Below are 26,436 nucleotides of genomic sequence, written 5' to 3'. Positions count from 1 at the left end.
GCCCCGTCGGCCCGCAGCGGGAGGGCCTACAGGCCCTGCCGAACCCGGGCAACAGGGACCGAACGGCCCTTCCCCGCACCCTGTCCGCGCGGGTTGTCTCGTCCCATGGACGACAACCACACGAGGTCCACGCCGTACCGCACGCATCGCACCGCGGGTGGCACGACCGTCGTCACTCTGCGGGGCGAGCTCGACGTCATGACGGCGCCCTCGCTCACGGCCCGTCTGGACGCGCTGGCCTCCGGTCCGCTCCCCGATCTGGTGCTCGACCTGCGTCCGGTCTCCTTCATCGACTGCGCCGGGCTGGGCGTCCTGTGCCGGGTACGGAACCGGGTGAAGGCCCGCAACGGTCGGCTACGGCTGGTCACGAACAGTTCCCAGTTCCTGCGGATCCTGCGCCACACCGAACTGACCGGCGTCTTCGACATCGGCTCTCGGCTGCCCGAGGAGGCGGCCGGGACGCCGGTCGCCGACTCCGTCTCCGCGTCGGCCGACTGAGCCCCGGCACCGGGCCCTCGCAGGGGGCCGGCGGGCCGCGCGACGCCTTGGGCTCAACGGCCCTTCCCCGCTGCCGAGTCGGTCCCGAACAGCCCTACGGCGAGCCCTCTTCGGCTCATGCCGCGAGCGCGGTCCGGCCCGGCACTGTCGGAGGGTCACCACGACGACGAGGAGGTGCGGAACGATGCCCAGTGGCACGTACGCGATGAGGCGGCTGTGGCGTCGGCGGGGCAATCCGCTGCGGCGCCGCGACGACATCACGGAGGCCTGGATCGTGCTCGCCGTCTGGACGGTCGTCGTCGTGGGCGGCACCGTCGCCGGGCTGGTGACGGCCCATGCCGCGAGTGAGGCGTTCGCGCGGGAGCGGGTCGAGCGGCGGTCCGTCCGTGCCGTCGTCCTGGAGGACGTCCCGCGCACCGCCGCCGCGCTCGGCGGGACCACGGGGCGGAGGACGGCCACCGTGCGCTGGACGGCACCCGACGGCTCGCCTCGCACGGACCGGACCCTGGTGACCACCGGGCTCGAGGCCGGATCCAAGACCGTGGTCTGGCAGGACGGCAAGGGGCGTCTTGTCCCCGAGCCGACGGATCCGACAGTGGCGGCGGTCGAGTCGGGCGTCCTGGGTGCCGTTGCCGGGATCGCCCTCGCCGGTCTCGTGTCCGGTGCCGGTGCCGTCGCCCGATGGCGGCTCGATCTCCGTCGCATCGACCAGTGGGGCCGGGAGTGGGAGCTGGTCGGGCCGGAGTGGGGCCACAAGACCAGCTGACACCAGTCGCCGGCGGCACGATGGTGTCGGACTCCGGGTCGGGGGTCCGGCCCGGAGTCCGTCGGGACCTGAAAGGTGGACGAGATGGAACCCGTGGTCCTCGCCTGCGTCGACCCGTCGGCGCGCACCCGGTCCGCGATCGACTGGGCCCGGAACGAGGCACGGCGGCGCGGTCTGCCCCTGTGCGTGACCACCGAGTCACCGCGGACCCCGTACGGCGCGAAGATGATCGTGTGCGGCATGCCCCGGGAGGCCCCCTCCACCGGCCGAGCGACCGGCTCGTGGCCTCTTGCCTCGGCTGCGGCTGCGGCCTGCCCGCTGGTACTCGTTCCGGACGAGGCCGACGGCACGTACCGCTCCCCGGAAATCACCCTCGGAGTGGACGCCCGCGATCCTGCCGGCGGCGCGATCGACTTCGCGTTCGACAGCGCCCGTGGACACATCGCGCGCCTGCGTGTCGTGCACGCCTGGTCTCTTCCCTCCAGCGCGGCCGAGTGGCCCTTCGCCGTCCCGGAGAGGGACCGCGCGACCTGGGAGGACCAGGAGGTCCAGCTCCTGGCAGACGTGCTGCGCCCGTGGCGGGAGAAGTATCCGGAGGTACCCGTACTCGAAGACGTCGTTCTGCTCACCCCGGTCCAGGCGCTGCTCCACCACTCCGCCGGGGCCGCGCTGGTCGTGGTGGGCACGAGGCCCGGCACGCGGTGGGGTGAGACCGCGGAGGGTCTTCTCCGCGACGCGTCGTGCCCGGTCGCCGTGGTGCCGGGACGGCCGACCACTCGGTGAGCGGGAGACCGGCCCCGGCACCCGGCTCGTCGCGGGTGTCGGGGCCGGTCGCCCGGGCCGGTTCCTTCCTCCGCTCCTGCGCAGGAGCTTTCAGGTGTTCCAGGTCCAGTCGGCGACCTCGGGCAGGTCGGTGCCGTGCTCGCGGATCCAGGCCTGGTGGCGGGTGCGGGCGTCGGCCATCTCCTGGCGTACGGCGGCGGCGCGCACCGCGAGGCCGGGGACGCGGTCGATGACGTCCATGACCAGGCGGTAGCGGTCGAGGTCGTTGCGGACCACCATGTCGAACGGTGTCGTGGTGGTGCCGGACTCCTTGTAGCCGCGTACGTGCAGGTTCCGGTGGCCGGTGCGGCGGTAGGCGAGGCGGTGGATCAGCCACGGGTAGCCGTGGTAGGCGAAGATCACCGGCTTGTCCGTGGTGAACAGGCCGTCGTACTCGAAGTCGCTCATGCCGTGCGGGTGTTCCTCGCGCGGGAGCAGCCGGGTCATGTCGACGACGTTGACGACGCGGACGGCGAGCCGCGGCAGGTGGCGGCGCAGCAGCTGGGCGGCGGCCAGCACCTCCTGGGTGGGCACGTCCCCGGCGCAGGCGAGGACGACATCGGGTTCGCCGCCGTTCTCCGTGCCGGCCCAGTCCCAGATCCCGGCGCCCCGCGCGCAGTGGGCGCGGGCCTGCTCGATGGACAGCCAGTCGAAACAGGGCTGTTTGCCGGCCACGACGACGTTGACGTGGTCGCGGCTGCGCAGCGCGTGGTCCGCCACCGACAGCAGGGTGTTGGCGTCCGGGGGGAGATAGACGCGTACGACCTCGGGGCTCTTGTTGAGGACGTGGTCGACGAAGCCGGGGTCCTGATGGGAGAAACCGTTGTGGTCCTGGCGCCACACGTGCGAGGTGAGCAGGTAGTTGAGGGAGGCGATGGGGGCGCGCCAGGGCAGTTCGCGTGACGTCTTCAGCCACTTGATGTGCTGGTTGACCATGGAGTCGACGATGTGGACGAACGCCTCGTAGCAGGAGAACAGCCCGTGCCGTCCGGTGAGGAGGTAGCCCTCCAGCCAGCCCTGGCAGGTGTGTTCGGAGAGGATCTCCATCACGCGCCCGTGCCGGTCCAGGTGCTCGTCGACCGGCAGATGTTCCGCCTGCCAGGCCTTGCCGCTGGCGTCGAAGACGGCCTGGAGCCGGTTGGAGGCGGTCTCGTCCGGGCCGACGACCCGGAAGTCCCGGCGCAGGCGGGTGTCGTTCATGACCTGTTCCAGGAGGTCGCCGAGGACCCGGGTGGGCTCGTGCAGCGTCGTGCCCGGTTTGTCGACCGGCACGGCGAAGTCGTCGAGGGACCGGATGGGCAGGTCACGGACGAGGAGGCCGCCGTTGGCGTGCGGGGTGGAGCCGAGGCGCCGGGAACCCTCGGGGACGCAGGCGAGAACGTCGGCGACGGGCCGGCCGTCCGGGCCGAACAGCTCGGCGGGCCGGTAGGAGCGCAGCCATGCCTCCAGCTGCCGCAGATGTTCCGGGTTCTCCCGAACGCCGGACAGCGGGACCTGGTGCGCGCGCCAGGTGCCCTCGACGGGCACTCCGTCCACCGCGGCGGGACCGGTCCAGCCCTTCGGGGTGCGCAGCACGATCACCGGCCAGTGCACGCGCTCGGCGACACCGTCCTCGCGGGCCGTCCGCTGCATCAGGGCGATACGGTCCAGTGCCTCGTCGAAGGCCCTGGCCATCGCGCGGTGCACCTGCGTCGGGTCGTCGCCGGTCACGTGGATCGGCACATGACCGTATCCGCGCAACAGTTCGTCCAGCTCGGTCTCCGGGATGCGGGAGAGCACCGTCGGGTTGGCGATCTTGTAGCCGTTGAGGTGGAGGATCGGCAGGACCGCTCCGTCGTGCACCGGATCGAGGAACTTGTCGGAGTGCCAGGCGGCGGCCAGCGGCCCGGTCTCCGCCTCACCGTCCCCGATCACGCAGGCCACGAGCAGGTCGGGGTTGTCGAACGCGGCGCCGTACGCGTGTGCCAGTGAGTAGCCGAGCTCGCCGCCCTCGTGGATGGAACCGGGCGTCTCGGGTGCGACGTGGCTGGGCACCCCGCCGGGGAAGGAGAACTGCCGGAAGAGCCGTGCCATGCCCTCGGCGTCGCGCGACACGTCCGGGTAGGTCTCGCTGTAGCTGCCCTCCAGCCAGGAGTTGGCGAGCACGGACGGCCCGCCGTGCCCCGGACCCCACACGCACAGCGCGTCGAGGCCGCGCGCCTTGATCACCCGGTTGAGGTGCGTGTACACGAGGTTGAGGCCGGGCGAGGTGCCCCAGTGGCCGAGCAGCCGGGGCTTGATGTGCTCGGGGCGCAGTGGCTCGGTAAGGAGCGGGTTGGCCAGCAGGTAGATCTGTCCGGCGGCCAGGTAGTTGGCGGCCCGCCAGTGGGCGTCCAGGGTGCGCAGTTCGTCATCGGTCAGTACGGTGGCGTTCTGGTGTTCGACCTTGCTCATGGGTGACTCCGGAACTCATCGACGGGGATCACGGGCGGTGGAGGCGGCATGGCCGGCAAGAAGGCGACGAGACTGCCGCGTGCGGCGTACGAGACGGAACTGCTGCGTTTGCAGACGGAGTTGGTGAAGCTGCAGGAGTGGGTGCGCGCGGAGGGTGCCCGGCTGGTCGTGGTCTTCGAGGGGCGGGACGCGGCGGGCAAGGGCGGCACCATCAAGCGGGTCGCCGAGCACCTCAACCCGCGTGTCGCCCGGATCGCGGCGCTCCCCAAGCCGACGGAGCGCGAGCGCACCCAGTGGTACTTCCAGCGGTACGCCGAGCATCTGCCGGCCGCCGGGGAGATCGTGCTGTTCGACCGGTCCTGGTACAACCGGGCCGGGGTCGAGCACGTGATGGGCTTCTGTACGAAGGAGGAGCACCAGCTCTTCCTCCGCCAGTGCCCGATCTTCGAACGGATGCTGGTCGAGGACGGGATCCTGCTGCGCAAGTACTGGTTCTCGGTGAGCGACACCGAGCAGCAGGAGCGGTTCCGGCGCCGACTGGAGGACCCGCTGCGGCGCTGGAAGCTGTCGCCGATGGACCTGGAGTCGATCACCCACTGGGAGGCGTACTCCCGGGCGAAGGACGAGATGCTGGTGCACACCGACATCCGCGAAGCGCCCTGGTACGTGGTCGAGAGCGACGACAAACGCCGGGCCCGGCTGAACATGATCGCCCATCTGTTGGCGTCTGTGCCGTACCACGAGGTCCCGCCACTGGTGCTGGACCTGCCCACGCGACCGGCGTCGACCGGCTACCAGCGCTCGCCGCGTGATCTGCAGACGTACGTCCCCGACCACGCGGCCAGGCTCTGAGCAGCCGGTCACCGCGCTCACTCCCGCTCGGGCACGATCACGACCGGGCAGGCGGAGTGGTGCAGCACCCCGTGCGTCACCCGGCCCAGCTGGAGTCCGAAGTGCCGCTGCCGGCGCTTGGCCCCGACGATCAGGAGGTCGGCGTCGCGCGAGGCGTCTACCAGCACGTTCCGGGCGTGGCCCTCGGCCGTGCGGCGGCGCAGTACGACATCGGCGGGCGCGTCCCGGAGCGCCGCCTCCAGCTCCTCCGCGGCCCGCTGCTCGTGCAGCCGCGCGGGCTCGCCGGCCAGCAGGGGATGGTCGGTGGTCTCGTGCGCGGGGCACCGCCAGGCCCGTACGGCTTCGACCTGCGCCCCGCGTCGCCGCGCCTCCTCGAAGGCGAAGCGCACCGCCGCCGAAGACGTCGGCTTCTCCCCCACGCCGACCACAACGCGGCCGTGCGTGGCGGGCAGGGCCTGGTTGTCGTGGCTGCCGCGTACGACGATCATCGGGCAGTGCGCGTGCGCGGCCACCGTCAGGCTCACCGAGCCGAGCAGCGCCTCGGTGAGGGCGCCGCGCCCCCGGGTGCCCGTCACCAGCAGGGAGGCGTTGCGGCTCTCCCTCAGCAGCGTGTATTCGGGTTCCTCGGGCAGCACATCCGTGGTGATCTTCACCTCCGCCCGGCGGAGACGGGCACGCCGGGCGGCGCTCTCCACGATGTCCTCGGCCCGTACCCGCTCGGACGGCTTTCCCAGGTCCTCGGCGAGCCGGGCGCCCTCGTACCGCTCCCACAGCGAGGCGTACACCAGGCGCAGCGGCGCCCCGCGCAGGGCGGCCTCGTCGGCCGCCCAGTCCACGGCCCTCAGGCCGGCCTCGGAGCCGTCGACGCCGACGACGACCGGCAGGTCCAACGCCATCTCCCTCACCGTCCCGTACCGAGGTCGAACACGATCCGGGCCTTGACCTGGCCGCGCAGCACCTCGTCGATGGAGTCGTTGACGGAGTCCAGCGGGCGGGTCTCGCAGATGACCCTGGTGCGGCCGGCCGCGTGCAGCTGGAAGACCTCGGCCAGGTCCTGGCGGGTACCCACGATCGAGCCGATCACGCTGGTGCCGTTCAGGACGGTGTCGAAGATCGGGACCCGGACCGTGCCGTGCGCGGGCAGGGCCACCATGACGAGCTTGCCGCCGCGCCGCAGGCCGGTGTTGACGGCCTCGAAGGCCGCGTCGTTCACGGCGAGCGCGATGGCCGCGTGGGCGCCGCCGTGCCGCTTGAGCACCTCGCCGACGTTCTCCTTGCGGGCGTCGATGACGATGTCCGCACCGAGTTCGGCGGCCAGTTCGAGCTTCTCGTCGGTGACGTCGATCGCGGCCACCGTGGCTCCGGCGATCTTCGCGTACTGCACGGCCAGGTGGCCGAGCCCGCCGACGCCGGAGACGGCGACGAGCTGGGTGGGCTTCACCTCGGCGACCTTCAGTGCCTTGTACGTGGTCACGCCGGCGCAGGTCAGCGGGGCGGCGTCGACGGCGGTGACGCCCTCGGGCACCGGCTGCGCGAAGTCGGCCCAGGCCAGCATCTTCTCGGCGTACCCGCCGTCGCAGCCGTAGCCGGTGTTGATCTGCTGCTCGCACAGCGTCTCCCAGCCGGACAGGCAGTGCTCGCACCGTCCGCAGGCCCTGCCGAGCCAGGGCACGGCGACCCGCTGTCCGACGCTCAGGTGGGTGACGCCGTCGCCGAGCTTCTCGACGAGGCCGACGCCCTCGTGGCCGGGGACGAACGGCGGGCTGGGCCTGACGGGCCAGTCGCCGTGGGCGGCGTGGATGTCGGTGTGGCACAGCCCGGAGGCCTCGACGCGGACACGGACCTGGCCGGGGCCGGGCTCGGGGTCGGGACGTTCCTCTATGACCAGGGGCTCGCCGAATGCTCGTACGACCGCTGCCTTCATGGTTGTTGCTCCTCGGGATGGGTCACGGAAGTGGGGTCAGTGGTGGGGGACGACGGCGACGGGGGCGGCGGAGTGGTGCAGGACGGCGTGCGTGACGGGTCCGATGTGGGCGCCGAACGGACTACGGCGGACGCGGCGGCCCACGACGACCAGCGAGGCCTCGCGGGAGGCGTCGACGAGGTGGTTGCCGGGGGTGCCGTAGTGGGATTCCTCGGTGACCTCGACGTCCGGGTATTTGGCCCGCCACGGGCGCAGCATCTCGGTCAGGGCGGTGGTCTCGCGGCGGGCGAGGGCTCCGTGGAGTTCGAGGTCCGCGGAGAGCCCGTAGGCGTAGTACGGGGGCGGGTTCCAGCCGTGGACGACCCGCAGGGACGTACGACGGCGGGCGGCCGCCGCGAACGCGAACTCGATCACTTCTTCGTCGGGGCTCTCGATGTCGAAGCCGAGGACGACGGGCCGGAACGGGGTCGCGGCGGACGGAATGCCGACCGGGTCCATCTCGTGCTCGTCGGCGGCCTGTTCACCGGCCCGGACGAGGACGACCGGCCGTTCGGCGTGCGCCACCACGGCGAGGCCGACCGAGCCGGCCAGGAATCCGCCGATCCCGCTCAGACCGCGTGAGCCCAGCACCAGCAGTTCGGCGTCCTTCGCCGCACCCGCCAGCACCTCGGAGGGGCGGCCGGACAGCTGCTCGGTGGTCACGTCGACGCCGAGGTGGCGCAGTCGGAGGCCTTCGGCCGCCTCGCGGGGAATCCTCTCCCAGCCTTCGGCCGGGGGTACCCCCATCTCGCTTCGCCAGGTCCAGTGCCGATGGGTCTCCGCACCCAGCAGCGGCGCCTGCGCGATGGGATCCGGTACCGGCTCCCAGACATGGACCAGCTTCAGCGGCAGACCGAGCAGCCGTGCCTCGCGGGCCGCCCACTCGGCGGCGGCGCGGCTCTCGCGCGAGCCGTCGAGGCCGACGGTGATGGTGCGGGTCATGATCTCCACCTTCCGGATCCGCTGAATCGGGGTCCCGGTTCAGCGTCGTTCTTCGACGAGGCCCACGGCAGGGGCCGCAGGTCCCTGCCGTGGGCCGACCGGCCCTTGCCGGTGTCGGGTGCGGCGGGCCCAACGGCGAGCCCGCCGCGCCTCCCGCCGTCAGCGCAGCCAGCGGCTGTCACGGACGAGCGGGAGCCTGGCCCAGGCCTTGCCGAGGCCCAGGGTGTCGCCGGACGAGACGGCGGCCAGGGCGATCAGGACGACGGCGTAGATCAGGTGGTACTCGGCGAAGGGATTCGTCGACATGCTCGGCGAGCCGTCCGACAGGTGCTGGGCGGGCGGCCACTCGGCGATCCACATCAGCGCCATCATCAAGGTGCCGGCGACGGCGGCGAGCCGCAGCGCGACCCCCGCGATCAGGGCCACGCCGATCCCGAGCAGACCGAGCATGAACAGCCAGTCCGCCCAGGTGTCGCCGGCCCAGGAGTGGAAGGTGGACTCCATCGGTCCGGTGGCGACGGAGCCGAGGAAGCCCTTCGTGGGCGATCCGCCGTCGATCCAGCCCTTGCCGGACCGGGTGGCGTAGCCGAGGCCGAAGGTCTTGTCGAGGAAGGCCCACAGGAAGACGAACCCCGTGAGCAGGCGCAGGGACGCGAGGACGTAGGCCCGCGCCGTGTGCGTGCCGGTGTGTGCCGACACGGCGGACTCGGGTGCGGAGGCGGTCCGGTTCCTGCGGAAGGACGGCAGGTGGAAGCCGGAGCTCCGGTGCGGGTGCTCGTGCACGGCCATGGTCGTGATTCCCTTCGGGGCGGTCGGGTCGTTGCCTGGCGCCCCTGACTCTCGTCCCGCGCGCCGGGCGGCGCCGGATGCCGAAGGTCCGTGGCCGTGGGGCTGAACGGCCCTGGCCGCAAGGCCCGTTGGGCCGGTGCTCCCCTCCGCCCGCGCGTGTCGTCGTGCCAGGGACTCGGGTGTGATCGTGCACCGGTGGATCACGGGGCCGGCGCATGCGGGCACACGGCCCTGGACGCGCGGCTGAAACGGATCGAGGTGGCGTCGGTCGGCGTCCGGGTCGGCGGTTCTGCTCGGCCGTCGGCGTTCGTGGCCGGCCAGTGACCTGCTCGCCGGCGCGACCACGGCCGCGTGTCCGGCGCCGCAGATCATGGCGTGCGGGGGCGCGCACGGGCGTCGCCGGGCCGCCATCGGGCGGCAGGGCTGCGGGCGATCCGCCCGGGCCCTGGATCGACCAGTACGAGAAGGCGAGGGCGAGGGCGGCGACGGTGACGTCGCGGGCCAGTCGCCGCGGGCTGAGGCCCGCCCGGCCGCGTACCAGCAGCCGGTACGGCTGCGCGGCGGCGGAGAACAGGTACGGGATCTCCGCGGTGAACACGCTCAGCAGCACGATCTTCGTGAAGACGTCCTCGAAGCGCGTGTAGCTGAACACGGTGATCAGCGAGGCCAGCACGGTCGACACGACGATGCCGAAGACCGGAACGCCGCTCTCCCCGCGCAGCTTCGCGAAGAAGGCGGGGAACAGGCCGTCGCGGGCGGCGGCGTACGGCATTTCGGCGCACAGCATCGTCCAGCCGTTGAGGGCGCCGATGCCCGACACGATGGCGGCGACGGCGACGGCGTTCCCGGCCCAGGTGCCGCCGAAGATGTTGTTCGCGGCGTCCGTGAACGGGGCGGTCGAGGTGCCCACCACGCGGGTCCCGAAGGTCCCGGACCGCAAGGCGCGCTCAGTCCCGGCTCCTCGGCCTCCACCGACGAGCCGGTGTTCCGCGGCCCGCCGCCGGTACCGAACGGCCCGTGCGATGGACCGGGTGACCCATGTTCCGCAGCGGCGCTCCGGAACACCCTGGTGAGGGAAGTCCGTACACCTGGCAGCGGAGGCACGTCATGAACGCTCCCCCCACCCCCAGCATGTTGCGCACACTGACTGCCGAGCACCGTCAGCGGCTGATGCGCCTGGCCAGGGAGGTGTCCATCCCTCAGGGAACGCGTCTGTTCGAGGAGGGTGGACGCGCCGACCACTTCTGGATCATCCGCACCGGCACGATCGAACTCGACATGCGGGTGCCGGGCCGACGGGCGGCGGTCATCGAGAGTCTCGGGCACAACGAGCTGGTCGGCTGGTCCTGGCTCTTCCCCCCGCACGCCTGGCAGATGGGAGCCGAGGCGACGACACCGATCCGGGCCTACGAGTTCGACGCCGTCGCCGTCCGGTCCATGTGCCGGGACGACCCGGCCCTGGGCAACGACATCGGCCAATGGGTGGGCCAGGTGCTGGCCCACCGTCTGCGCTCGGCCCGGACGCGGCTGCTGGACCTGTACGCCCCGTACGGCGCCGGCAGCGTCATCTGACCGCGCCCGGAACGAGACACCAAGGAGTGGCCATGCACGGCACCCCGTACATCGTCAGCGATGTCATGACCCAGACGATCGCCGCGGTCGGTCGTCGGGCGACCTTCAAGGAGATCGTGCGGCTCATGCAGGACTGGAAGGTCAGCGCCCTGCCCGTGATCGAGGGCGAGGGCCGTGTCGTCGGTGTCGTCTCCGAAGCCGACCTCCTGCCCAAGGAGGAGTTCCGCGACAGCGACCCCGACCGGTACACCCAGCTGCGCCGCCTGTCCGATCTGGCGAAGGCCGGCGGGGTGAGGGCGGAGGACGTCATGACCTCCCCCGCCCTCACCGTGCGCCCCGACGCCACGCTGGCCCAGGCCGCCCGCACCATGGCCCGGGCCAGGGTCAAACGGCTCCCGGTGGTCGATGCCGTGGGGATGCTCCAAGGCGTCGTCAGCCGAGCCGACCTGCTCAAGGTCTTCCTCCGCACCGACGAGGAGATCACCAAGGAGGTCCGCCGCGAGATCGTGTCCCCCCCCCTCTTCCCCACACCGGCCTCGTCCGTGCGTGTGGAGGTGCGGGACGGCGTCGTGAAGCTCGTCGGCCATGTCCGGGACACCTCGCTGGTGCCGGTGGCGGCACGGCTGGTGCGCGCGGTGGAGGGGGTCGTGGACGTGTCATTCGACCTCACCCGCCCCGGCGAGCCGGCACAGGTGCCCGCAGACGGCAGAGAGGGCTTCCGCCCTGTATGACCGACGCACCACGACGGCGTCCGTGGCCCCGGCCGGCCCCCTCCGCAGGGCTGCCGTCACCAGGTGGCCCTTGCGAGTGGGGCCGACCGGCCCTAGTGCCTTCGGTCCCGGCGGGTGATGATCGTCGTCATGGACAACCCGCAGTCCGTCCTCCACCGGGGAACGAGGGGCCGAAATGCCTGAGCCACGCACTTTCGACGAGCAGAACCCGATCCGCGTGTTTCTGCTGGACGACCACGAGGTCGTCCGCCGCGGCCTGGCCGACCTGCTCGACTCCGAGCCGGACATCTCGGTGATCGGCGACGCCGGCACGGTCGACCACGCTCTCGTTCGCGGCCCGGCGCTGCGCCCCGACGTCGCCGTCCTCGATGTGCGCCTCCCCGACGGTGACGGCATCTCGGTCTGCCGTGAGCTGCGCAGCCAGATGCCGGAGCTGGCCTGTCTGATGCTCACCTCGTTCGACGACGAGGAGGCCCTGCTCGACGCGATCATGGCCGGCGCCTCCGGCTACGTCCTCAAGCAGATCAAGGGCTCCGACCTCGTCTCGGCGGTGCGCACGGTCGCCTCGGGCCAGTCGATGCTGGATCCCGCGACCACGGCCCGCCTGATGCGCTCACTGCGCGCCGAACCCGTCGGCACCCCCGCCGTGCCGTCCGAGCTGGCGAGCCTGTCCCCGCGCGAGAGAGACATCCTGGCGCTGATCGGCGAAGGCCTCACCAACCGCGAGATCGGCAAGAAGCTCTACCTCTCCGAGAAGACGGTCAAGAACCACATCTCCCGTCTGCTGGCCAAGCTCGGCGTACAGCGCCGGGTCCAGGCGGCGGTCCTCGCCTCCCATCTGGAACAGCCGGAGACAGGCGAGCCCCGAACGAGGTGAGGCAGAACGGGCCGGTCCGGCACGAGCGTCGCCTCCACAGCGGCGATCCGCGCACGGCCCGAACCACGAACGCAACCCTGCTCCGCGGAATCAGCGGGGTTGCGTCGTGTACGTCCGGTGCCACGGGGCTTCCGCTCCACGGCGGTTCAGTGGGAGAGGGTGGTGGGACAGCCGACGGCGAGCGCGTGTCGGACACCCGTGCCGGTGAAGGCCGACGCCGTCGCCGCGACCCCGCCGGCCGCGCCGACGACACCGGTGATCGAGCCGATCGAAGGTTCCCCCGGCACGATGCGTCCCGGGGCGTCACGCAGTGTCGGCACGCCTGCGCCCGTCAACGATCGGACACGGTGTCCGTCCCCCGCTCGGGCCTCAGGCCCTGTCGACGCGCGGACACCCCCAGGTGCGGCACCCGGCGGGCCTCCGCTCACAGGCGCTCCTCCCGGTCACGCCGGAACGGCACGGCCGGTCTCGTCCCACAACCGCTCAGGGACTCAGAAGAGGCCGACCGGCCCTACCCCTGTTCGATTACCGCGCAGACGATGGGCTGATGGTTCAGAACGATGCCTTGCGCGCCCTCGACCGGCACGAATGCCTGCGCCTGCTGGCCAAGGTGCCGGTCGGCCGCGTGGTGTACACCCGGCAGGCGCTGCCCGCGGTCCTCCCGGTCAACTTCGCCCTCGACACCGATGCCTCCGTCCTGCTGTGCACGTCGGCGGCCTCCGACCTCGTTCGTGCGATCGACGGTGTCGTGGTCGCCTTCGAGGGGGACGAGTTCGACCCGGCCACCCGGTCCGGCTGGAGCGTCGTCGTCACCGGGCGGGCCGAGGTGGTGACCGACCCGGCCGAGCACGAACGCCTGTCCCGGAGCGGCCCCTCGTCCTGGATGCCGATGCGGGACGAGGTCTTCGTGCGGATCGCCTGCGAGTTGATCACCGGACGCGAACTCACCGGGGCACGTGCCCCCCTGTGAGGACGGGCCCGCGGCACCACGCCGCCTGACCCCCGACACCACGAACCGCGGGGCGCTTCCCCCCGAACGGGCTCGGCACGCGAGCCGCCGGCACCAGGATCCCTGCGGAGCCCGGTTCCCCCCTTGTTGTGGATCGCGCTGAGTTCCGCCGGGCCTTTCGTACGCGTCGACAGAATCTGCTGGTTGTCACTGCCATCTACCGCACCATGCTGTCGATGGCACTCGGAGACAACGGGTGCCGCGTCGGCCGTAGCGTGGGCGCTCTTGCACGTCACGGATCGCGGGATGCGCATCCGGGATCTCGTTTGCTGCGGTACTCGCGGCGGGTCTGCTCGCCACACGGCCCTGCGCGCCCTGCTGCGCATCCCGTTGCCCACCGGGCGGACGCCTCGCGTGATCGGCGTCGACGACTTCGCTCTGCGCCGACGGCACCGCCATGCCAGCGTGGTGGTCGACGCCGAGACTCATGAGCGGATCGCCGTGCTGCCCAACCGCACCGCCGACACGCTGGAAGCTTGGCTGCGCGAGCATCCGTGAGTCAGCGACGCCCAGCTTCTCGAACAGCCCGCGCAGCGTGTACGGCTGGACTTCCGAGCCGACTCCGGACAGCTGGTGCGGCGCCGTCTCGAACTCGAAGCGGCCTCGTCGAGAGGAGGTGGCACAGTCGCCGGGGACGTTGTGGCGCTCCGTCAGGAGGTTACGCGGTCCCAGCGTTGGAGGGTGGCGGCGGTCGGTCCGGCGTTGCCCCGCGCCGATGACCACCGCGCCGAAATCCGTCGTGGTGGTTACTGTTCGGCGGCTTCTCGGGCGATCTGCTCGAACTGGGCGCCCATGGCCTCGCCGAGTGCCTGGGCGGCGGAGAGCGGGCGCACCATCACAGTGAACTCGTCGATCTTCCCGTCGTCGTCGAAGTGCAGGAAGTCGCATCCCTGGAGCTGCTTCCCGGCGACGGTGGCGGTGAAGACGAAGGCGTGATCACGGCCGTCGGAGTTGGCGATCTCACGGATGTAGGTGAAGTCCTCGAAGACCCGTAGCACGCCGCGCAGGATCGCCGCAGTGATCGCCTTGCCCGGGTACGGCTTGAAGGTGACGGGACTGGTGAAGACGACGTCGTCTGCCAGCAGAGCGGCCACTGCGTCCAGGTCGCCGCTCTCGACGGCCTTGCGGAAGGGATGCATGAGCCCACCTTTAATACTCAGAAATATGAATAGGTGCGTTGGAGATTAGAGGGCTCGTTAAGGCTTGTCTACAGGAAGCGAGTGATTGTTAGTCACTTTGTTGATTAATCTGCTAGCGTGCATCCATGGCTTTGCGGAACGCGGTGATGGCCGCGCTGTTGGAGGGCGAGGCGTCCGGGTACGACCTCGCGAAGGCGTTCGACGCGACGGTCGCCAACTTCTGGATGTCGACGCCTCAGCAGCTCTACCGGGAGCTGGATCGTATGGAGGCCGAAGGATTCGTCACGGCCCGCGTCGTCGAGCAGAAGCGCCGCCCCAACAAGCGACTGTTCTCCTTGACGGAGGCCGGGCGGAAGGCCGTCCACGCCTACACCGCCGAACCCTTGGGTAAACCGGCGGTGATCCGGGACGAGTTGCTTGTCAAGGTGCAGTGCCTGGACGCGGGCGACATGGAAGCGGTCCGGGCCGCCGTCACCGAGCGCATGGAGTGGGCCACCGCCAAGCTGGCCCGCTACGAGCGGCTCCGGCAGCGCCTGCTCGACGGGCGCTCCGAGGAGGCGTACTTCGCCGAGGCCGAGCGCATCGGCCCGTATCTCACCCTGCTGCGCGGGATGTCGTTCGAGCGGGAGAACCTCCAGTGGGGGGACATGGCGCTGCGCAGGCTCGAACAGCGCACGGCCGCGCTCCGGGCCGACGGCTGACTGCGGCGGTCCACCCACGCAGTCAGTCAACAAAGTGACGAGCTGGACGGTCGTGAGCAGCCCAGCCTCTCAGGGGTCGTCGGCCTGTGTCCGAGCGAGGACCGGCTGCGGTTCCTTGTCGACGGGATCGCCATGCAGTCCCTTGCGGTCGTAGAACCGGGTCACACCGAGGAGCACGGCAACGGCCGGCTCCGCCTGAGCGGTCAGCTCCCTGCCCCCTGCGCATAGGCCGACGGGCCAGCACGGTGAGTGTCGGGCGGACGGCGTTGCGCGCCGCCTCGGGGCTGGTGAGTGCGGCGACGGTGGAGGTGAAGTCGCGGGGCGGCGAGCGCGCCGAACAGCGTGCCCTTGCCGAGCTCCTCCGTCATCTCCTTCTCGTCCACCACCTGCCAGGCGATCCTGTCTCCCACCCTGGGAGGACTTTTGATCGACTGGACGATCCGCACTCCGAGGTCGCTCCGCTGCCACCGCTCATTTCCAGCCCCCGTCCGGTGATGAGCAGTTCAGCACGAGGAGCCGCCGGCGTCGTCGCAAGCCGGAGCATCACACCGATGGGGAGGTGTCCCCAGCGGACACGGCCACCGGAAGCAGCGCCGGCCGCTTGGCCTGGCGGCCGTCGCCGGAGGAGCGGCCACGCAGGCGGCGGCCGACCCAAGGGCCGAGGAAGGTGCCGGTCCAGCGCACTTCGGCACCCACGGTCCTCCAGACCGAGCTGTCTGTCCCCTCGACCGGAAGGGGAAGGGTCCACGTGTCGTCGCTGCCCGGCAGACCGAGCGCCTGGGCCACGGCAGCCGCGATGCGCTCGTGTCCCAGCGGGCCGGCGTGCAGCCGGTCAGCACTCCACAACCGCGGATCGGTCGCCGCCGCGTGCGCGGCCGTCTCCGCCACCACCACGCCGTGGCGGTCGGCGGCCTCCCGGATGCGCGCGTTGAGTGCGAGAACACGGTGACCGATCGGGCGGGCCAACGGCGTGATACGCCCGACATCGGGAAACATGAGGGTCGCGACGGTGGCGCCCTGCGCTGTGAGGGCGGCGAACATCGCCTCGACATGGCCGGCCACCTCGTCGAGGTCGCAGCCCGGGCGCAACGCATCGTTGACACCAGCCACCACGGTGGCGAGGTCGGGCCGCATCGCGAGAGCCGGAGCCAGCTGCTCGGCGCGCACCTGACCGGCCTTACGGCCGCGCACCGCGAGGTTGGCGTAGAGCAGGCCGGGGCTGTGGCGGGCGACCTCTTCGGCGAGCCGGTCCGCCCAGCCCCGAAGACCACAGATGTCGTCGCCGTCCCCGACCCCCTCGGTATGACTGTCACCCAGGGCGACATAGCGCAGATACCCACTGCTCGACACGGGGCCGACCGCCTCTCGTCAACGTTTGCTGATAGACGTGGCACACGGCCACCGCTATGCAACTAAACACCTAGTCGCATTGTTGAATAAGAGGATAGCTGCGGGCTCACCTCCCTGCAAAGTGACGCCGCTCAGGCAGATGCTGATGCCGTCGAGGGCGGTTCACCGCTTTCTTGCCGATGGCCAGGGGGTGCAGGCCTGCGGGTCCGGATGCTGCACGCCACCAGGCGTACCGGCTCTGGTGGTACCTCGGCCACCTGCTCGGGGTGTCCCCCGAGTTCTACCGGCGCGTGCGCAGCCAACAGGACGCGGCCGACCTACTCGAACTTCTCGACGCGACGAACCCGCCGGCCACCGAACAGGGCGCACAACTCGCGAACTGGAGATACTCGACACCTGGCACACATCCGGACTGCGGGCAACCGGCAGTCATGACGCCGTGGCCGACGAGGTGTTCGTGCCCCACCACCGCATCCTGTCGCTGACCGAGGCTCCCCGGATCGACGCCCCCCTCTACCGGTTCCCGGTCTTCGGCTACTTCGCACTGGCCGCGGCTGCGGCCGCGCTGGGCAACGCCCGCGGGGCGATCGACGACCTCGTCGATCTCGCGGGCCGCAAGGTCGCCATGGGAGCCCGACGCATGCTCGCCCAGAAGTCCTCGACGCAGTCCGCCCTCGCACAGGCGGAGGCCGCCCTGCGAGCCGCACGCGCCCTGTTCTGCTCGGCCGTCGAGGACGCCTGGCAGGCGGCGACCACCGAGGACACGATGCCGCTGGCCCTGCGCACCGGCCTGCGCCTGGCCGCGACGCACGCCGCCCGCACGTCCGCGGACGTCGTACGCTCCATGCACGAGCTCGGTGGCGCCTCAGCGCTCTACGAAGACCAGCCGCTCCAGCGCCGGTTGCGGGACGCGAACGCCATCACCGCCCACATCCAGGTGAGTCCGGCGATGTGGGAGACGACCGGACGGATCCTCCTGGGCATCCCCGCCGACACAGCTCAACTGTGAAGCCCGCCAGATTTCGCGTTCTCATGACGTAGCCTCCCGCCTTGCCGCAAGGCGAGCCGGCATCGCGTGGGACAAAGAAGACGTCCGCGGGGGGGGAGCGCGCGGGCGAGGGCTTCGGCCCCCGGCGCGAAGAGGCGGGCGGGGCGTCGAGCAGGTTGACGGGCAGCCGCCGTACGCCGGTGGCATCCCGCACCAGCGTGTCGCCCAGGTAGAGCCCGCTGTAGCGGTTGATGAGGAAGTAGTAGCCGTCACCCGTGGGCGTGAGGGCCCAGTGCTGCTGGCGGCGTTGGCGTCCCCCCAGATGGCCACGTTGCAGCCGTCGGCGCGGGAGAGACCCGCGGCCTCCAGGAGCTTGCCGCTGCCCACCCTTGATCTCGTCTTAGCTGTCGCCGGTCTTGGAGAAGGTCCACTTCTCGTTCGCCTTGTTGAGACAGGGCCACTGCAGGACGTTGGTGCGGTTCGCCGTGCCCCCGCGCTCCACGTCGGCGGCCTTGCCGCTGTGCCACACGAAGCCGACGTTCCGGGCGGGCCATTCGGCCACCTTGAGGGTCTGGTTGCCGGCCCAGGTGCCGGAGGCGACCTGGGTGAAGTTCGTGCCGTCGGTGCTGGTGGAGATGAGAAGGCGTCTTGGAGGTGGCGCAGCCGCTCGGTAGTGAGATCGAGGGCTCCATGTCCGTGCGGTGCTTCTCAGGGGCCGCAGTGCCGTCCTGTCGAGGGCCGACAGAGGCTCGGAGTCGGAGTCGGGGAAGGGGATGAGGAACTGCCCGGGCATCTCGGTGCCGCGGTGGAGCGAGGGGGCGTCCCACCCCGGCCGGGTCTCATCGGATGTGCTTCGCCGGCTTGGTGGCGGCGTTGAGGAGATATTCCAGAGGGCCTCGGCGGAAGAAGCGGGACCAGATCGCAGCGAACACGGTCGCCCCGAGGACGAACATGATCAGCGGCACCCATGATTGCTGGGTGCCGGTCCCGGCGGGCACGGACAGCGCCGACTGGGCGAGGAAGTGGCCGACGTAGGCGGTCAGGGACATGGTGCCCACGGCGATGACCGGCTTCGCCAGGCGGCGCAGTAGCGGCAGGCGGTCCATCGCCGCCGTCGCGCCCACGATCACGAGGATCGCGATGCCCGCGCAGCCGATGGTGTCGAAGGTGGTGCCGGTGTGGGACACGGCGCCCAGCAGGTCCGAGGCCGACAGCTCGGGCCCGCCGGGTGCGCTGCCCATGGAGCCGGAGACCGCGGAGCCGCTGCCCATGGAGCCCGGACCGGAGCCGCTGGAGGGTCCCCCACCTCCGCCGACGTTCCATACCGCGCTCGCGCCGGTCAGCAGTGTGGCCAGGCCGTAGGCGGCTGTGGCGAGGCCGGCACCAAGGACGGCCAGGCGCCGCCGGACGACGGGGGCGGACAGGTCGAGGCGGGCCAGAGCCATGCCGGTGGTCACGAACGCCATCCACGTGATGGTCGGGTAGAGGCCCGTCAGCAGCAGATCGAGTACTCCCACGGTGCTGAGGCGTTCCAGCGGGTCGTAGGCGTTGATGGTCTGCTGGACGGAGTCGCTCAGCCACATCTTCAGAACGAACGCCAGCTGCGGCATGACCAGCGCGATCCCGACCGCGATGAGCGCCAGTGTCCTGGCGCTCAGTCGTACCAGGAGCAGTGCGAGGAGGAAGTAGACGCCGTAGTAGGCGAGGATGATGATGTCCCCGTACTCCATCGCCAGCACGGTGCCCAGGGCCAGCAGGATCACGGCGCGGATCGCGATGCGGGCCTTCGCCTGCCGGCCCGCCAGGCCGGTCTTCGGCTCACGGCGGCCGGCGATCAGCATCAGTGAGAACCCGGCGAGGGTGGCGAACAGGGCCGAGGAGCGTCCCTCGGCCAGGAAGTACACCCAGCTGCCGACGCCGCCCTGGGGGGAGTCCATCGGGGCGATGTGCACGATGTACATGCCGAACACCGCCAGCGCACGGGCCAGATCCAGCCCGACCAGGCGTCCCATCGAGGGGCGGCCCGAGACTTGCCCGGCGGACTCGGACGAGGCCTTCGGCGGTGGAGTCGCGTTCCTCTGCGGAGCCGACGGCTCCTGCGGCGGTTTTACCTGAGTCATACGACGAATCCTTCGGTGCCGCCAGGAGACGGAACATCCGACAGGTTTCGGCAACGCCCCCGCCGACCGGCTGGGACTGCCCCGCCGACCGGCGGAACCGCGCCGCGCCGACAGGCCGGCGGGCCCGGCCGGCACACTTCCCGCACCGAATCAGTTCACCGAAGTAGTGACTAGGGGTGGGCACTGGCGGGCCGCCTGAAACGTACGCCGGTACGCCTGGGGTGAGATGCCGATCGCCGCGTGCAGGTGCTGGCGCAGGGAGGTGCTCCTGGGGAAGCCGAACCCGGTCGGCGATCTGGTCCACCGACAGGTCGCTGGGCTCCAGCAGGTCCCGGGCTCGGGCTACACGCTGCTGCGACGACCGCGGTGGCCGTGCCCAGGAGTTCAGGGCCTCTGTACGGCGAGCTGGAGGTCATCGGCCGGTTGGGCTTTCGGGGGTCCTTTCAGATGCCGGATTCTTCCGGGCGAGGGTCATGGAGTGGGCGAGCTGGAGGAAGGCGTCGTGCATGTCGTCGCGTGCTTCCCAGCGGATCCGCAGTCGGCGGGGGCCATGGAGCCAGGCGATGGCGGACTCGGCAACCCATCGGATTTACCCCAGGCCCGAGCCGTGCGGCTCGCCGCGCCGGGCGATCTTCGGTGTGATGCCGCGTTCGCGCAGCCGGCGGCGGTCGATGTCGTGGTCGTAGCCGCGGTCGGCGTATGTGGCTTGCGCCGGGGCCTGCCTCGTTTGCCACGTACCAGCGGCAGGCCGTCGGCCAGGGGCAGGAGCTGGGTGATGTCGTTGCGGTGACCGCCGGTCAGGGACACGCGCAACGGGGTGCCGCAGGCGTCGGTCAGCACGTGGTGTTTCGAACCCGGCCGTGCGCGGTCAACCGGGCTGGGCCGACTTTTGGGCTGCCTCGCCCCCGCTTGGCTTGCACGTGCGAGGCATCGATCGTGGCGCGGGAGAAGTCGAGGCGGTCCGCTGCCCGAAGCCGGTCCAGCAGCACGCGCTGGAGTTCCTCCACACTCCGGCCCGCTGCCACTCGGCCGGACGCCGCCAGCAGGTGGGACCCGAACCGAACCCCAACTCCTGCGGCAGGAACTCCCACTGGATGCCGGTGTGGATTCAACCAGCGGTGTACCCGCCGTCGACGGTCAGGACCGATCCGGTCACGTACGACGACTCCCGCGAGGCGAAGAAGAGCACCGCGTCAGCGACCTCTTCAGGGGTGGCGAGGCGTTGGAGCGGGATCGTGCTCTCTCGCTGACGGCGGTAGCCCTCGGGGTCAGGCCTGCGCTGGAACGCCGCTTCGATGATCGGTGTGGCGGTCAGACCCGGAGCGACGACGTTGACCCGGATGTTGCGCGGGGCCCACTCGATCGCCGCGCCCTTGGCGAGCATGATGAGGCCCCCCTTGGCGGCGGAGTACAGGACCTGCCCGGCCATGCCGACCATGCCCAGCCGTGAGCTGACGCAGACGAACGAGCCGCCGGTCTCGGGCATCAGCGGGGCGAAGTGCTTCATCACCAGGAACGCGCTGAGCAGGTTGCTCTCGAGCACGTTCCTCGCGTCGTCGCAGGCCATCTCGGTGAGCGGACCGTCGGCCTGCAGGCCGTGGTTGAGGACGACGACGTCGACGGTGCCGAAGGTCTCCGCGGCCTGCTTGGCCAGGTGCTCGACGAACGTCTCGTCGTTGAGGTCTCCGGGAACGTACAGATCGTCGGGCTCAGCGCTGTCGAGCCGCTCCCTGCGGCCGGTGAGCAGGAGCCGCCCGCCCTCACGGCGGAAGTGGGAACTCACCGCCTGCCCTATGCCACTGCTGGCGCCTGTCACCAGGGCCGTGACGTTCTTGAGTCTCATGTCAGGCACTCCTCATTACGGGGGAGGTCGGTCGGGGGTGGGGGCTTGGGGAGGACGGGGGTCTCCTCCCGTGCCGGTCAGTTGAGGAACCCGCGGGCGTCGACCGGCCACCGCTCGAGCGACGTGCCCGTGCTGTCGGTGACGATCAGTTCCTCGAAACCGAGGACGACGGGGCATACATGGTTGGGCACCACCGGTACGACGCTTCCGACGCTGGGGCGGAAGTCGCCGTCCGGCAGCGGGAGAAACCCGTGGTACTCGTTGACCTTGGACAGGACCGCCTTCGTACCGGCGATGCCGCCGTAGCCGATCTCTGGGCTGCCTTCTTTGCTGAGGGCCTTGTTGCCCACATCGACGATGACCTGGTCGGGGACCCAGTCGCTGACCACGGTGCCGGCGACGAACAGCGCGATCTGATCCTCCGCGCAAGCACCCAGCCGGGCGTTGTTCAAATCGCCGAAGACGTACTCGCCGGGACGGATCTCGGTGATCACGCTGCTGCTGGTGGAGAACTCGACGGTGGGCGTGGAGCCGGCGCTGACCACCTCCGCGGTGACCCCGACACCTTCGAGGCTGCGTACCGCGGTGGTGAGCGCGGCTTCCTGATCCTGCGCGGCACGCCGGCGAGCGTCGCGACCGAGGCAGCCGTGACCGGGATAGGTGAAGACGCCCGCCGGCACCAGACCACGCTTGCGGGCGGCGAGCGCGAGGTCGCCCGCGAGCTCTGGCGGCGCCCCGGAACGACGGGCGCCGCAGTCGACCTCGATCACGACCTGCAGGCGGTCCGGTTCGTCTCCCATCGCGTCGGCGAGGGCCTCGATCGCCGCGACGTTGTCGACGCCGACCCGCAGCCGGGCGGACTCGGCGAGCCGGCGGATCCGGGGCTTCTTCGATCCCGCGGCCCAGATCGGGTAGGCGAGGAAGATGTCGTCGAAGCCGGCTGCGGCGAAGACCTCTGCCTCACCGACGTTTCCCGCAGTGATCCCGACCGCGCCGGCCTCGATCTGGCGCCGACCGATCTCCACGCACTTGTGTGTCTTGACGTGCGGCCTGACCTTGATGTTGTGCTGGTCGGCGAAGCTCTGCATGCGGTCGATGTTGCCCTGCATGACGTCAACCAGCACGATCGGCGCGGGGGTGTCGATCCGCTCGACCAGAGCGTCGAGTGCTCGTTGCAGCTGATGCACGCTGCCCTCCTTGTGGTTCTGCCTGGAACGATCGAGGGGAAATGACCGAGGGGCGCGGGTGCTGACTCCCCTCGATGCCGAACGCGCGTGCCCCGCGATATCGCGCGCACTCGGGTACACCGCCGTCGGGGCCGCCCTACGCAGCGGCGATGACCATCTGGATCTCGACCGGACTGTTGAGCGGCAGCCCGGCGACACCGATCGCGGTACGGGCGTGCCGTCCGTTCTCGCCCACTACCTCGATGAGCAGTTCACTGGCCGCGTTGGCGACCTTCGACTGCTCACCGAAGTCCGGCGTACTGGCCACGAAGACCAGCATCTGCACGATCCGGACCCGGTCCAGATCACCCACCGCCTGCACGGCGGCCGCAAGGCAGTTCAGCACGGCATGGCGCGCGAGCTCCTTCGCGGTCTCCAGCTCCACGTCCCGGCCGACAACGCCCTGCCCCAGCAACTCACCGTCCCGGTAAGGGAGTTGGCCCGAAATGTAGATGCAGGAGCCCACCGTCCGGTGGTGCACGTAGTACGGGTTCTCCCGGAGCTCGGGAAGGGCCAGCCCCAGGGCCTGAAGCCGATCGGAAGCCGAGTCGGTGTTCGCTGCCGAAGTCTCATGATTCTTGATCATCTGTACTCGGCTCTCCTCTCGAGCAACGGCGGCGACAAAACCCCCTATGGTGGCTTAAAATCGCCAACCTATTGTCGTTTGTCGACCATATGAGTGTCCGTCGAGCACTGTCAATACGAACTTGAACCTCGAACGCGGCCGCGGAATCAGTTCGAAAGTGCGATGTGGCGGCGCTGGGGCCGGGAGGAACGCCGACCACATCACCGTGCAGGGACGGCATCCGGGCAGGCCAAGAACGGGGCGCCCGGACGGGCAGCGCGCGTTCGGCGACCGATGATGCGGTGCACTTGCCGTTCAACGGCACAGCGAACGCGGCCCGCGTCCCCGAGCGTCGCGACACCGCGCTCCAGGGGGAGTCGCCCGCAGATACGTCGGCAACCTCGGCACGGCGCGGACGGCGGACGGAATGCATGCCGATCAACGGTTACGCATGCGCCTCACCAGCCGCGACCGGCCACGGCTGCCGCACCCCGAACGGATTCGGCGACATCGGCGCATTTCCTGGTCGCGGTGCGCGGGCGGGTCCGTCACCGTGCGGGCGGCAGTTGCCGGACGGAAGCCGACCGATCGCGGCCACGACAGGAGGCACCCAGGACTGGGCGCAGCCGCTCGATCCGGCATACGCCCGCCGGCGGACCCTTCATCGATGCCCTGCCCGTGGTCGCACACCTCGATCACCGAACGCAGCGGAGTCGACGCCGCGTGGCGAGCGGGCTTGGCTGTTTCACGCAGGCGGCATGGACTCAGACATGCCGGGACGCGGGCTCCCCCGGATCTTCCGCCTTGGCCCCCAGCCCCATGGGGAAATGGGCAGCCAGTTCCCGGCGGAACGCGTCGGTGTCGCCGCCCAGGGCAACGGCGGCCAACCTCTCGTGCTCGACGACCAGTTGCTGCGGGTCGTCGCTGTAGGTGCGGTGGTCGACGCTGAGGTGGAGGCGCAGCTTGGTCTCCCAGCCGCTCCAGAGACTCTGCAGGACGCCGTGGCCCGAGAGATCGTAGAAGAGCCTGTGGAATCGGAGGTGCGCGTCGATGCTGGCCGGGATGTCGTCCTTCTCCATGGCCCGGCGGAGATCCTCGACGGTTTGCAGCAACTGGGGCCGCTCAGGACCGCGCAGCGCTTCGGCCGAGAGCTCGGCGGCGTACGGCTCGACACGCAGCCGGACCGAGTCGATCTCGGCGACCTCCCGAGCGCTCACCTCCACGACGAACGCCCCACGGTAGGGGATCTTCACGACGAGGCCTTCCTCCTCCAGCTTGGTCAGCGCCTCGCGCAGCGGGGACCGGCTGATGCCGAGATCCGCGGCGATGTGCGCCTCGCGCAGCTGGCCACCAGGAGGTACGGACCCGTCGAGGATGGCGGCTCGCAGTGTGCGGTAGACGCCTTCAGGCGTCGTCGTCCGCTGCTCCTGCCACTCGAACTTGTGGTCCACCCGTGGCCCTCCCTCAGTGATTGCCGACCACTTGGTCGTTTGTCGACTATACCTCCGCCGGTTGCGTCAACGTCATCGAGTGGGCTGCGCCGGTGGATCACCTCATGCGCACAGAAGGGGGTCGGCGCCGTCCTGCCCAAGGCGCTCCTCTGGCGCCGTTGACAGCTCAGATATGTTTGGTCGACAATCGACCAAATGGATGGTCGACAATCGACCACGGCGCAGACTGCTCCACTTAAACATGCAGGAGGACCAGTGGCATTCGACATCAAGCCCAAGTTCGCGACGTTCGACATGAACGGAACGCTGATCAAGTTCAGCATCAACGACACGATGCGCGAGATCCTGGGCGACCGACTGCCGGCCGAGGTCGCCGATGAGTACCTGCGGATCTGCAAGGCGTACCGGATCGACGAGTGCACGGGCGCGTACCAGCCGTTCCACCAGATCGTCGCGCGTTCCATGGAACGTGCCTCGCGCAAGGTCGGTCTGGAGTACCGCGAGGACGAGGCGCGGGCGGTGTACGAGCGCGTCCCCACCTGGGGCCCGTACCCCGGTGTCACCGAGGCACTGAACCGCCTGGCCGAGGCGGTCCCGCTGGTCATCATCACCAACAGCGACACCGCGCACGCCGTGCGCCTCGCGGAGAATCTGAAGGCCCCGTTCGAGGTCATCATCAGCGCCGAGGAGATGGGCGTCTACAAGCCGCGACTCAGCGCGTTCGAGTACATGCTTGACAAGCTCGGCGTGACACCCGACGAGATCGCCCACGTCTCCGCGAGCCCCATGTATGACCACCGACCCGCGGCCATCATGGGCATCGAGAACAAGGTGTACGTCGACCGCGGCTTCGAGCACGACGAGCACTGGCTCGGCTACGAGCGGATCACCGACATCGCCGACCTCCCGGTCCTCTTCGGCCTGCCGCGCCCCTGACGTCCGAGCGGAGAACTGGAGAACCCGAGAACAGGAGAACCGAGGAAATGGTCCACAGCAAGGCGGTGGCGGCATGAGCCTGCCCCTGCCTCAGACCGTCAAGGGCGACTCGGCCTCGGAAAGGCTCCAGAACATCGGACTGGAGCTGCCCGACCTTCCCGGCAGCGCATACTTCGTGCACCACCGGGCGGTGGACTCCAGCATCCATATCTCCGGCCAACTCCCTTACAAGGACGGTGAGTTGCTGGGGCAGGGCGTTGTCGGCCGGGACGTGGAGCTGGAGACCGCGAAGGAGCTCGCGCGCCATGCCGTGCTGAACTGCCTTGCGGCCGCCGTGCAGGCGGTGGGTGATCTGGACCGGGTCCGGATCGTGCAGATGCTGGTCTTCGTGGCCAGTACGCCGGACTTCGGTGAGCAGTCGCAGGTCGCCAACGCGGCCAGTGAACTGCTCATCGAGGTACTGGGCGAGAACGGACGGCACGCCCGTACCGCGATCGGTGTCGCCGGGCTGCCGCTCAACACCCCGGTCGAGATCCAGATGATCTGCACCGCGGTGTAGCGGCGCGTACCGAAGCGCCGACGGTGCCGGTCGACGTGATGCGGGAACCATCGGCCGTGTGCAGGACTTCGGCGCCGAGCACAGCCTCGACTCCAGGCCATACGTCACAACGCACATGACAAGGCCTCCCTCCAGCGCAGGTCAGCGGCCCCCAGGCCCCCATCCGCGGGCGTGGGGGGCCTCGGGGCCGGCGCCGGCACCCGCTCAGGCACCTCGCCACTCCCCCGAGACGATCGCCGCCGCCGTCCTCTTCCTCGCGTCGTCCGAGTCCTCGTACATCACCGGGGCAACCCGCCCCGTCGAC

Annotated in this window: 27 protein-coding genes and 5 pseudogenes; 15 read left to right on the top strand and 17 right to left on the bottom strand. The window is 70.3% G+C overall.

Going from position 1 to position 26,436, the window contains the following annotated elements; all coding sequences use genetic code 11:
• Positions 1-105: 105 nt before the first annotated feature.
• From ABT147_RS12400 to ABT147_RS12390, 3 genes are all read left to right on the top strand, one after another.
• Entirely contained in the window at positions 106-498 is a 393-nt protein-coding gene (locus ABT147_RS12400; protein ID WP_351404793.1) for an STAS domain-containing protein, read from the top strand.
• 184 nt (positions 499-682) lie between these two features.
• Positions 683-1,264 carry an Rv1733c family protein gene (locus ABT147_RS12395; protein ID WP_351404791.1) on the top strand — a complete coding sequence of 194 codons (582 nt, stop codon included), beginning with the start codon at positions 683-685 and terminating at the stop codon, positions 1,262-1,264.
• 84 nt (positions 1,265-1,348) lie between these two features.
• Positions 1,349-2,047, top strand: a complete 699-nt coding sequence (locus ABT147_RS12390) for a universal stress protein (RefSeq protein WP_351404789.1) — start codon at positions 1,349-1,351, stop codon at positions 2,045-2,047.
• 90 nt (positions 2,048-2,137) lie between these two features.
• On the opposite strand, the gene ABT147_RS12385 is transcribed toward ABT147_RS12390, so the two are convergent.
• Positions 2,138-4,519 (bottom strand): phosphoketolase family protein, encoded by a 2,382-nt coding sequence (locus ABT147_RS12385; RefSeq protein WP_351404787.1) that lies wholly within the window; start codon positions 4,517-4,519, stop codon positions 2,138-2,140.
• A gap of 48 nt (positions 4,520-4,567) precedes the next feature.
• On the opposite strand from ABT147_RS12385, the gene ppk2 reads away from it, so the two are divergent.
• Positions 4,568-5,371, top strand: a complete 804-nt coding sequence (gene ppk2 / locus ABT147_RS12380; RefSeq protein ID WP_351404785.1) for a polyphosphate kinase 2 — start codon at positions 4,568-4,570, stop codon at positions 5,369-5,371.
• A 17-nt stretch (positions 5,372-5,388) separates the two neighbouring features.
• Here the strand turns inward: ppk2 and ABT147_RS12375 are convergent, their stop codons facing one another.
• The 4 genes from ABT147_RS12375 to ABT147_RS12360 form a co-directional block, all read right to left on the bottom strand.
• Entirely contained in the window at positions 5,389-6,267 is an 879-nt protein-coding gene (locus ABT147_RS12375; protein ID WP_351404783.1) for a universal stress protein, read from the bottom strand.
• A 5-nt stretch (positions 6,268-6,272) separates the two neighbouring features.
• Positions 6,273-7,295 (bottom strand): alcohol dehydrogenase AdhP, encoded by a 1,023-nt coding sequence (adhP, locus tag ABT147_RS12370; protein ID WP_351404780.1) that lies wholly within the window; start codon positions 7,293-7,295, stop codon positions 6,273-6,275.
• A gap of 36 nt (positions 7,296-7,331) precedes the next feature.
• Positions 7,332-8,276, bottom strand: a complete 945-nt coding sequence (locus ABT147_RS12365) for a universal stress protein (RefSeq protein ID WP_351404778.1) — start codon at positions 8,274-8,276, stop codon at positions 7,332-7,334.
• Positions 8,277-8,435: 159 nt separating this feature from the next.
• Complete coding sequence (locus ABT147_RS12360; protein WP_351404776.1) at positions 8,436-9,065, bottom strand: DoxX family protein; 630 nt, start codon at positions 9,063-9,065, stop codon at positions 8,436-8,438.
• A 195-nt stretch (positions 9,066-9,260) separates the two neighbouring features.
• On the opposite strand from ABT147_RS12360, the gene ABT147_RS12355 reads away from it, so the two are divergent.
• The gene (locus ABT147_RS12355; RefSeq protein ID WP_351404773.1) at positions 9,261-9,389 is read left to right on the top strand and encodes a hypothetical protein; all 129 of its coding nucleotides are present in this window, start codon (positions 9,261-9,263) and stop codon (positions 9,387-9,389) included.
• Between the two features lie 199 nt (positions 9,390-9,588).
• Here ABT147_RS12355 and ABT147_RS12350 read toward each other — a convergent pair.
• Positions 9,589-9,885: pseudogene (locus tag ABT147_RS12350) on the bottom strand (amino acid permease); the annotation flags it as partial.
• A 287-nt stretch (positions 9,886-10,172) separates the two neighbouring features.
• Between ABT147_RS12350 and ABT147_RS12345 the strand changes: the two are divergent.
• The 3 genes from ABT147_RS12345 to ABT147_RS12335 all read left to right on the top strand — a co-directional run bounded on the left by ABT147_RS12345 (position 10,173) and on the right by ABT147_RS12335 (position 12,245).
• Entirely contained in the window at positions 10,173-10,637 is a 465-nt protein-coding gene (locus ABT147_RS12345) for a Crp/Fnr family transcriptional regulator (RefSeq protein ID WP_351404771.1), read from the top strand.
• A gap of 32 nt (positions 10,638-10,669) precedes the next feature.
• Positions 10,670-11,368, top strand: a complete 699-nt coding sequence (locus ABT147_RS12340; protein ID WP_351404768.1) for a CBS domain-containing protein — start codon at positions 10,670-10,672, stop codon at positions 11,366-11,368.
• A 175-nt stretch (positions 11,369-11,543) separates the two neighbouring features.
• Positions 11,544-12,245 carry a response regulator gene (locus ABT147_RS12335; RefSeq protein ID WP_351404767.1) on the top strand — a complete coding sequence of 234 codons (702 nt, stop codon included), beginning with the start codon at positions 11,544-11,546 and terminating at the stop codon, positions 12,243-12,245.
• Positions 12,246-12,391: 146 nt separating this feature from the next.
• Here ABT147_RS12335 and ABT147_RS12330 read toward each other — a convergent pair whose 3' ends face one another.
• A complete protein-coding gene (locus ABT147_RS12330; protein ID WP_351404765.1) occupies positions 12,392-12,565 on the bottom strand; it encodes a hypothetical protein in 174 nt (57 codons plus the stop codon).
• Positions 12,566-12,792: 227 nt separating this feature from the next.
• On the opposite strand from ABT147_RS12330, the gene ABT147_RS12325 reads away from it, so the two are divergent.
• Both ABT147_RS12325 and ABT147_RS12320 read left to right on the top strand, forming a co-directional pair.
• Positions 12,793-13,215 (top strand): pyridoxamine 5'-phosphate oxidase family protein, encoded by a 423-nt coding sequence (locus ABT147_RS12325; RefSeq protein WP_351404763.1) that lies wholly within the window; start codon positions 12,793-12,795, stop codon positions 13,213-13,215.
• A gap of 324 nt (positions 13,216-13,539) precedes the next feature.
• Positions 13,540-13,749: pseudogene (locus ABT147_RS12320) on the top strand (transposase); the annotation flags it as partial.
• 251 nt (positions 13,750-14,000) lie between these two features.
• Here ABT147_RS12320 and ABT147_RS12315 read toward each other — a convergent pair.
• Positions 14,001-14,393 (bottom strand): nuclear transport factor 2 family protein, encoded by a 393-nt coding sequence (locus ABT147_RS12315; protein WP_020269986.1) that lies wholly within the window; start codon positions 14,391-14,393, stop codon positions 14,001-14,003.
• Positions 14,394-14,518: 125 nt separating this feature from the next.
• Between ABT147_RS12315 and ABT147_RS12310 the strand changes: the two genes are divergently transcribed.
• Positions 14,519-15,094, top strand: a complete 576-nt coding sequence (locus ABT147_RS12310) for a PadR family transcriptional regulator (RefSeq protein ID WP_351404760.1) — start codon at positions 14,519-14,521, stop codon at positions 15,092-15,094.
• A gap of 543 nt (positions 15,095-15,637) precedes the next feature.
• Here ABT147_RS12310 and ABT147_RS12305 read toward each other — a convergent pair.
• Positions 15,638-16,444, bottom strand: a complete 807-nt coding sequence (locus tag ABT147_RS12305) for an SGNH/GDSL hydrolase family protein (RefSeq protein ID WP_351404758.1) — start codon at positions 16,442-16,444, stop codon at positions 15,638-15,640.
• Between the two features lie 439 nt (positions 16,445-16,883).
• Here ABT147_RS12305 and ABT147_RS12295 point away from each other — a divergent pair, with 439 nt between their 5' ends.
• Positions 16,884-17,453 carry an acyl-CoA dehydrogenase family protein gene (locus ABT147_RS12295; RefSeq protein WP_351404756.1) on the top strand — a complete coding sequence of 190 codons (570 nt, stop codon included), beginning with the start codon at positions 16,884-16,886 and terminating at the stop codon, positions 17,451-17,453.
• Positions 17,454-17,832: 379 nt separating this feature from the next.
• Here the strand turns inward: ABT147_RS12295 and ABT147_RS12290 are convergent, their stop codons facing one another.
• From ABT147_RS12290 to ABT147_RS12255, 8 genes and pseudogenes are all read right to left on the bottom strand, one after another.
• On the bottom strand, positions 17,833-18,225 hold the full coding sequence (locus ABT147_RS12290) for an RICIN domain-containing protein (protein WP_351404754.1): 393 nt from the start codon (positions 18,223-18,225) through the stop codon (positions 17,833-17,835).
• A 46-nt stretch (positions 18,226-18,271) separates the two neighbouring features.
• Complete coding sequence (locus ABT147_RS12285) at positions 18,272-19,552, bottom strand: DUF418 domain-containing protein (RefSeq protein ID WP_351404752.1); 1,281 nt, start codon at positions 19,550-19,552, stop codon at positions 18,272-18,274.
• Positions 19,553-19,702: 150 nt separating this feature from the next.
• Positions 19,703-19,907 (bottom strand): annotated as a pseudogene (locus ABT147_RS12280) (helix-turn-helix domain-containing protein); the annotation flags it as partial.
• Between the two features lie 57 nt (positions 19,908-19,964).
• Positions 19,965-20,660: pseudogene (locus tag ABT147_RS12275) on the bottom strand (IS5 family transposase); the annotation flags it as partial.
• Positions 20,661-21,395: an SDR family NAD(P)-dependent oxidoreductase gene (locus ABT147_RS12270; RefSeq protein WP_351404749.1), complete on the bottom strand. Its 735-nt coding sequence runs from the start codon at positions 21,393-21,395 to the stop codon at positions 20,661-20,663.
• Positions 21,396-21,472: 77 nt separating this feature from the next.
• The gene (locus ABT147_RS12265; RefSeq protein WP_351404747.1) at positions 21,473-22,582 is read right to left on the bottom strand and encodes an alanine racemase; all 1,110 of its coding nucleotides are present in this window, start codon (positions 22,580-22,582) and stop codon (positions 21,473-21,475) included.
• A 136-nt stretch (positions 22,583-22,718) separates the two neighbouring features.
• Positions 22,719-23,207, bottom strand: coding sequence for a RidA family protein (locus ABT147_RS12260; protein ID WP_351404745.1), 489 nt, complete (start codon positions 23,205-23,207; stop codon positions 22,719-22,721).
• Between the two features lie 743 nt (positions 23,208-23,950).
• Positions 23,951-24,637 carry a GntR family transcriptional regulator gene (locus ABT147_RS12255; RefSeq protein WP_351404743.1) on the bottom strand — a complete coding sequence of 229 codons (687 nt, stop codon included), beginning with the start codon at positions 24,635-24,637 and terminating at the stop codon, positions 23,951-23,953.
• Between the two features lie 255 nt (positions 24,638-24,892).
• Here ABT147_RS12255 and ABT147_RS12250 point away from each other — a divergent pair, with 255 nt between their 5' ends.
• The 3 genes and pseudogenes from ABT147_RS12250 to ABT147_RS12240 form a co-directional block, all read left to right on the top strand.
• Positions 24,893-25,573, top strand: coding sequence for a haloacid dehalogenase type II (locus tag ABT147_RS12250; protein ID WP_351404741.1), 681 nt, complete (start codon positions 24,893-24,895; stop codon positions 25,571-25,573).
• Between the two features lie 73 nt (positions 25,574-25,646).
• On the top strand, positions 25,647-26,132 hold the full coding sequence (locus ABT147_RS12245) for a RidA family protein (RefSeq protein WP_351404739.1): 486 nt from the start codon (positions 25,647-25,649) through the stop codon (positions 26,130-26,132).
• Positions 26,133-26,247: 115 nt separating this feature from the next.
• Positions 26,248-26,403, top strand: a pseudogene (locus tag ABT147_RS12240) (hypothetical protein); the annotation flags it as partial.
• Between the last annotated feature and the right edge of the window lie 33 nt (positions 26,404-26,436).

The organism is Streptomyces sp. NPDC001868 (assembly GCF_040297125.1).
Taxonomy (GTDB): domain Bacteria; phylum Actinomycetota; class Actinomycetes; order Streptomycetales; family Streptomycetaceae; genus Streptomyces.
The sequence above is the reverse complement of the archived record's forward strand: the minus strand, read 5'-3'. Positions and strand labels throughout refer to the sequence as shown.

Bases quoted from the DNA above. Each gene is read 5' to 3' on its own strand.
- ABT147_RS12400 (WP_351404793.1), top strand. From the start codon at position 106: ATGGACGACAACCACACGAGGTCCACGCCGTACCGCACGCATCGCACC.
- ABT147_RS12395 (WP_351404791.1), top strand. From the start codon at position 683: ATGCCCAGTGGCACGTACGCGATGAGGCGGCTGTGGCGTCGGCGGGGC.
- ABT147_RS12390 (WP_351404789.1), top strand. From the start codon at position 1,349: ATGGAACCCGTGGTCCTCGCCTGCGTCGACCCGTCGGCGCGCACCCGG.
- ABT147_RS12385 (WP_351404787.1), bottom strand. From the start codon at position 4,519: ATGAGCAAGGTCGAACACCAGAACGCCACCGTACTGACCGATGACGAA.
- ppk2 (WP_351404785.1), top strand. From the start codon at position 4,568: ATGGCCGGCAAGAAGGCGACGAGACTGCCGCGTGCGGCGTACGAGACG.
- ABT147_RS12375 (WP_351404783.1), bottom strand. From the start codon at position 6,267: ATGGCGTTGGACCTGCCGGTCGTCGTCGGCGTCGACGGCTCCGAGGCC.
- adhP (WP_351404780.1), bottom strand. From the start codon at position 7,295: ATGAAGGCAGCGGTCGTACGAGCATTCGGCGAGCCCCTGGTCATAGAG.
- ABT147_RS12365 (WP_351404778.1), bottom strand. From the start codon at position 8,276: ATGACCCGCACCATCACCGTCGGCCTCGACGGCTCGCGCGAGAGCCGC.
- ABT147_RS12360 (WP_351404776.1), bottom strand. From the start codon at position 9,065: ATGGCCGTGCACGAGCACCCGCACCGGAGCTCCGGCTTCCACCTGCCG.
- ABT147_RS12345 (WP_351404771.1), top strand. From the start codon at position 10,173: ATGAACGCTCCCCCCACCCCCAGCATGTTGCGCACACTGACTGCCGAG.
- ABT147_RS12340 (WP_351404768.1), top strand. From the start codon at position 10,670: ATGCACGGCACCCCGTACATCGTCAGCGATGTCATGACCCAGACGATC.
- ABT147_RS12335 (WP_351404767.1), top strand. From the start codon at position 11,544: ATGCCTGAGCCACGCACTTTCGACGAGCAGAACCCGATCCGCGTGTTT.
- ABT147_RS12325 (WP_351404763.1), top strand. From the start codon at position 12,793: ATGGTTCAGAACGATGCCTTGCGCGCCCTCGACCGGCACGAATGCCTG.
- ABT147_RS12315 (WP_020269986.1), bottom strand. From the start codon at position 14,393: ATGCATCCCTTCCGCAAGGCCGTCGAGAGCGGCGACCTGGACGCAGTG.
- ABT147_RS12310 (WP_351404760.1), top strand. From the start codon at position 14,519: ATGGCTTTGCGGAACGCGGTGATGGCCGCGCTGTTGGAGGGCGAGGCG.
- ABT147_RS12290 (WP_351404754.1), bottom strand. From the start codon at position 18,225: ATGCCCGGGCAGTTCCTCATCCCCTTCCCCGACTCCGACTCCGAGCCT.
- ABT147_RS12285 (WP_351404752.1), bottom strand. From the start codon at position 19,552: ATGACTCAGGTAAAACCGCCGCAGGAGCCGTCGGCTCCGCAGAGGAAC.
- ABT147_RS12270 (WP_351404749.1), bottom strand. From the start codon at position 21,395: ATGAGACTCAAGAACGTCACGGCCCTGGTGACAGGCGCCAGCAGTGGC.
- ABT147_RS12260 (WP_351404745.1), bottom strand. From the start codon at position 23,207: ATGATCAAGAATCATGAGACTTCGGCAGCGAACACCGACTCGGCTTCC.
- ABT147_RS12245 (WP_351404739.1), top strand. From the start codon at position 25,647: ATGAGCCTGCCCCTGCCTCAGACCGTCAAGGGCGACTCGGCCTCGGAA.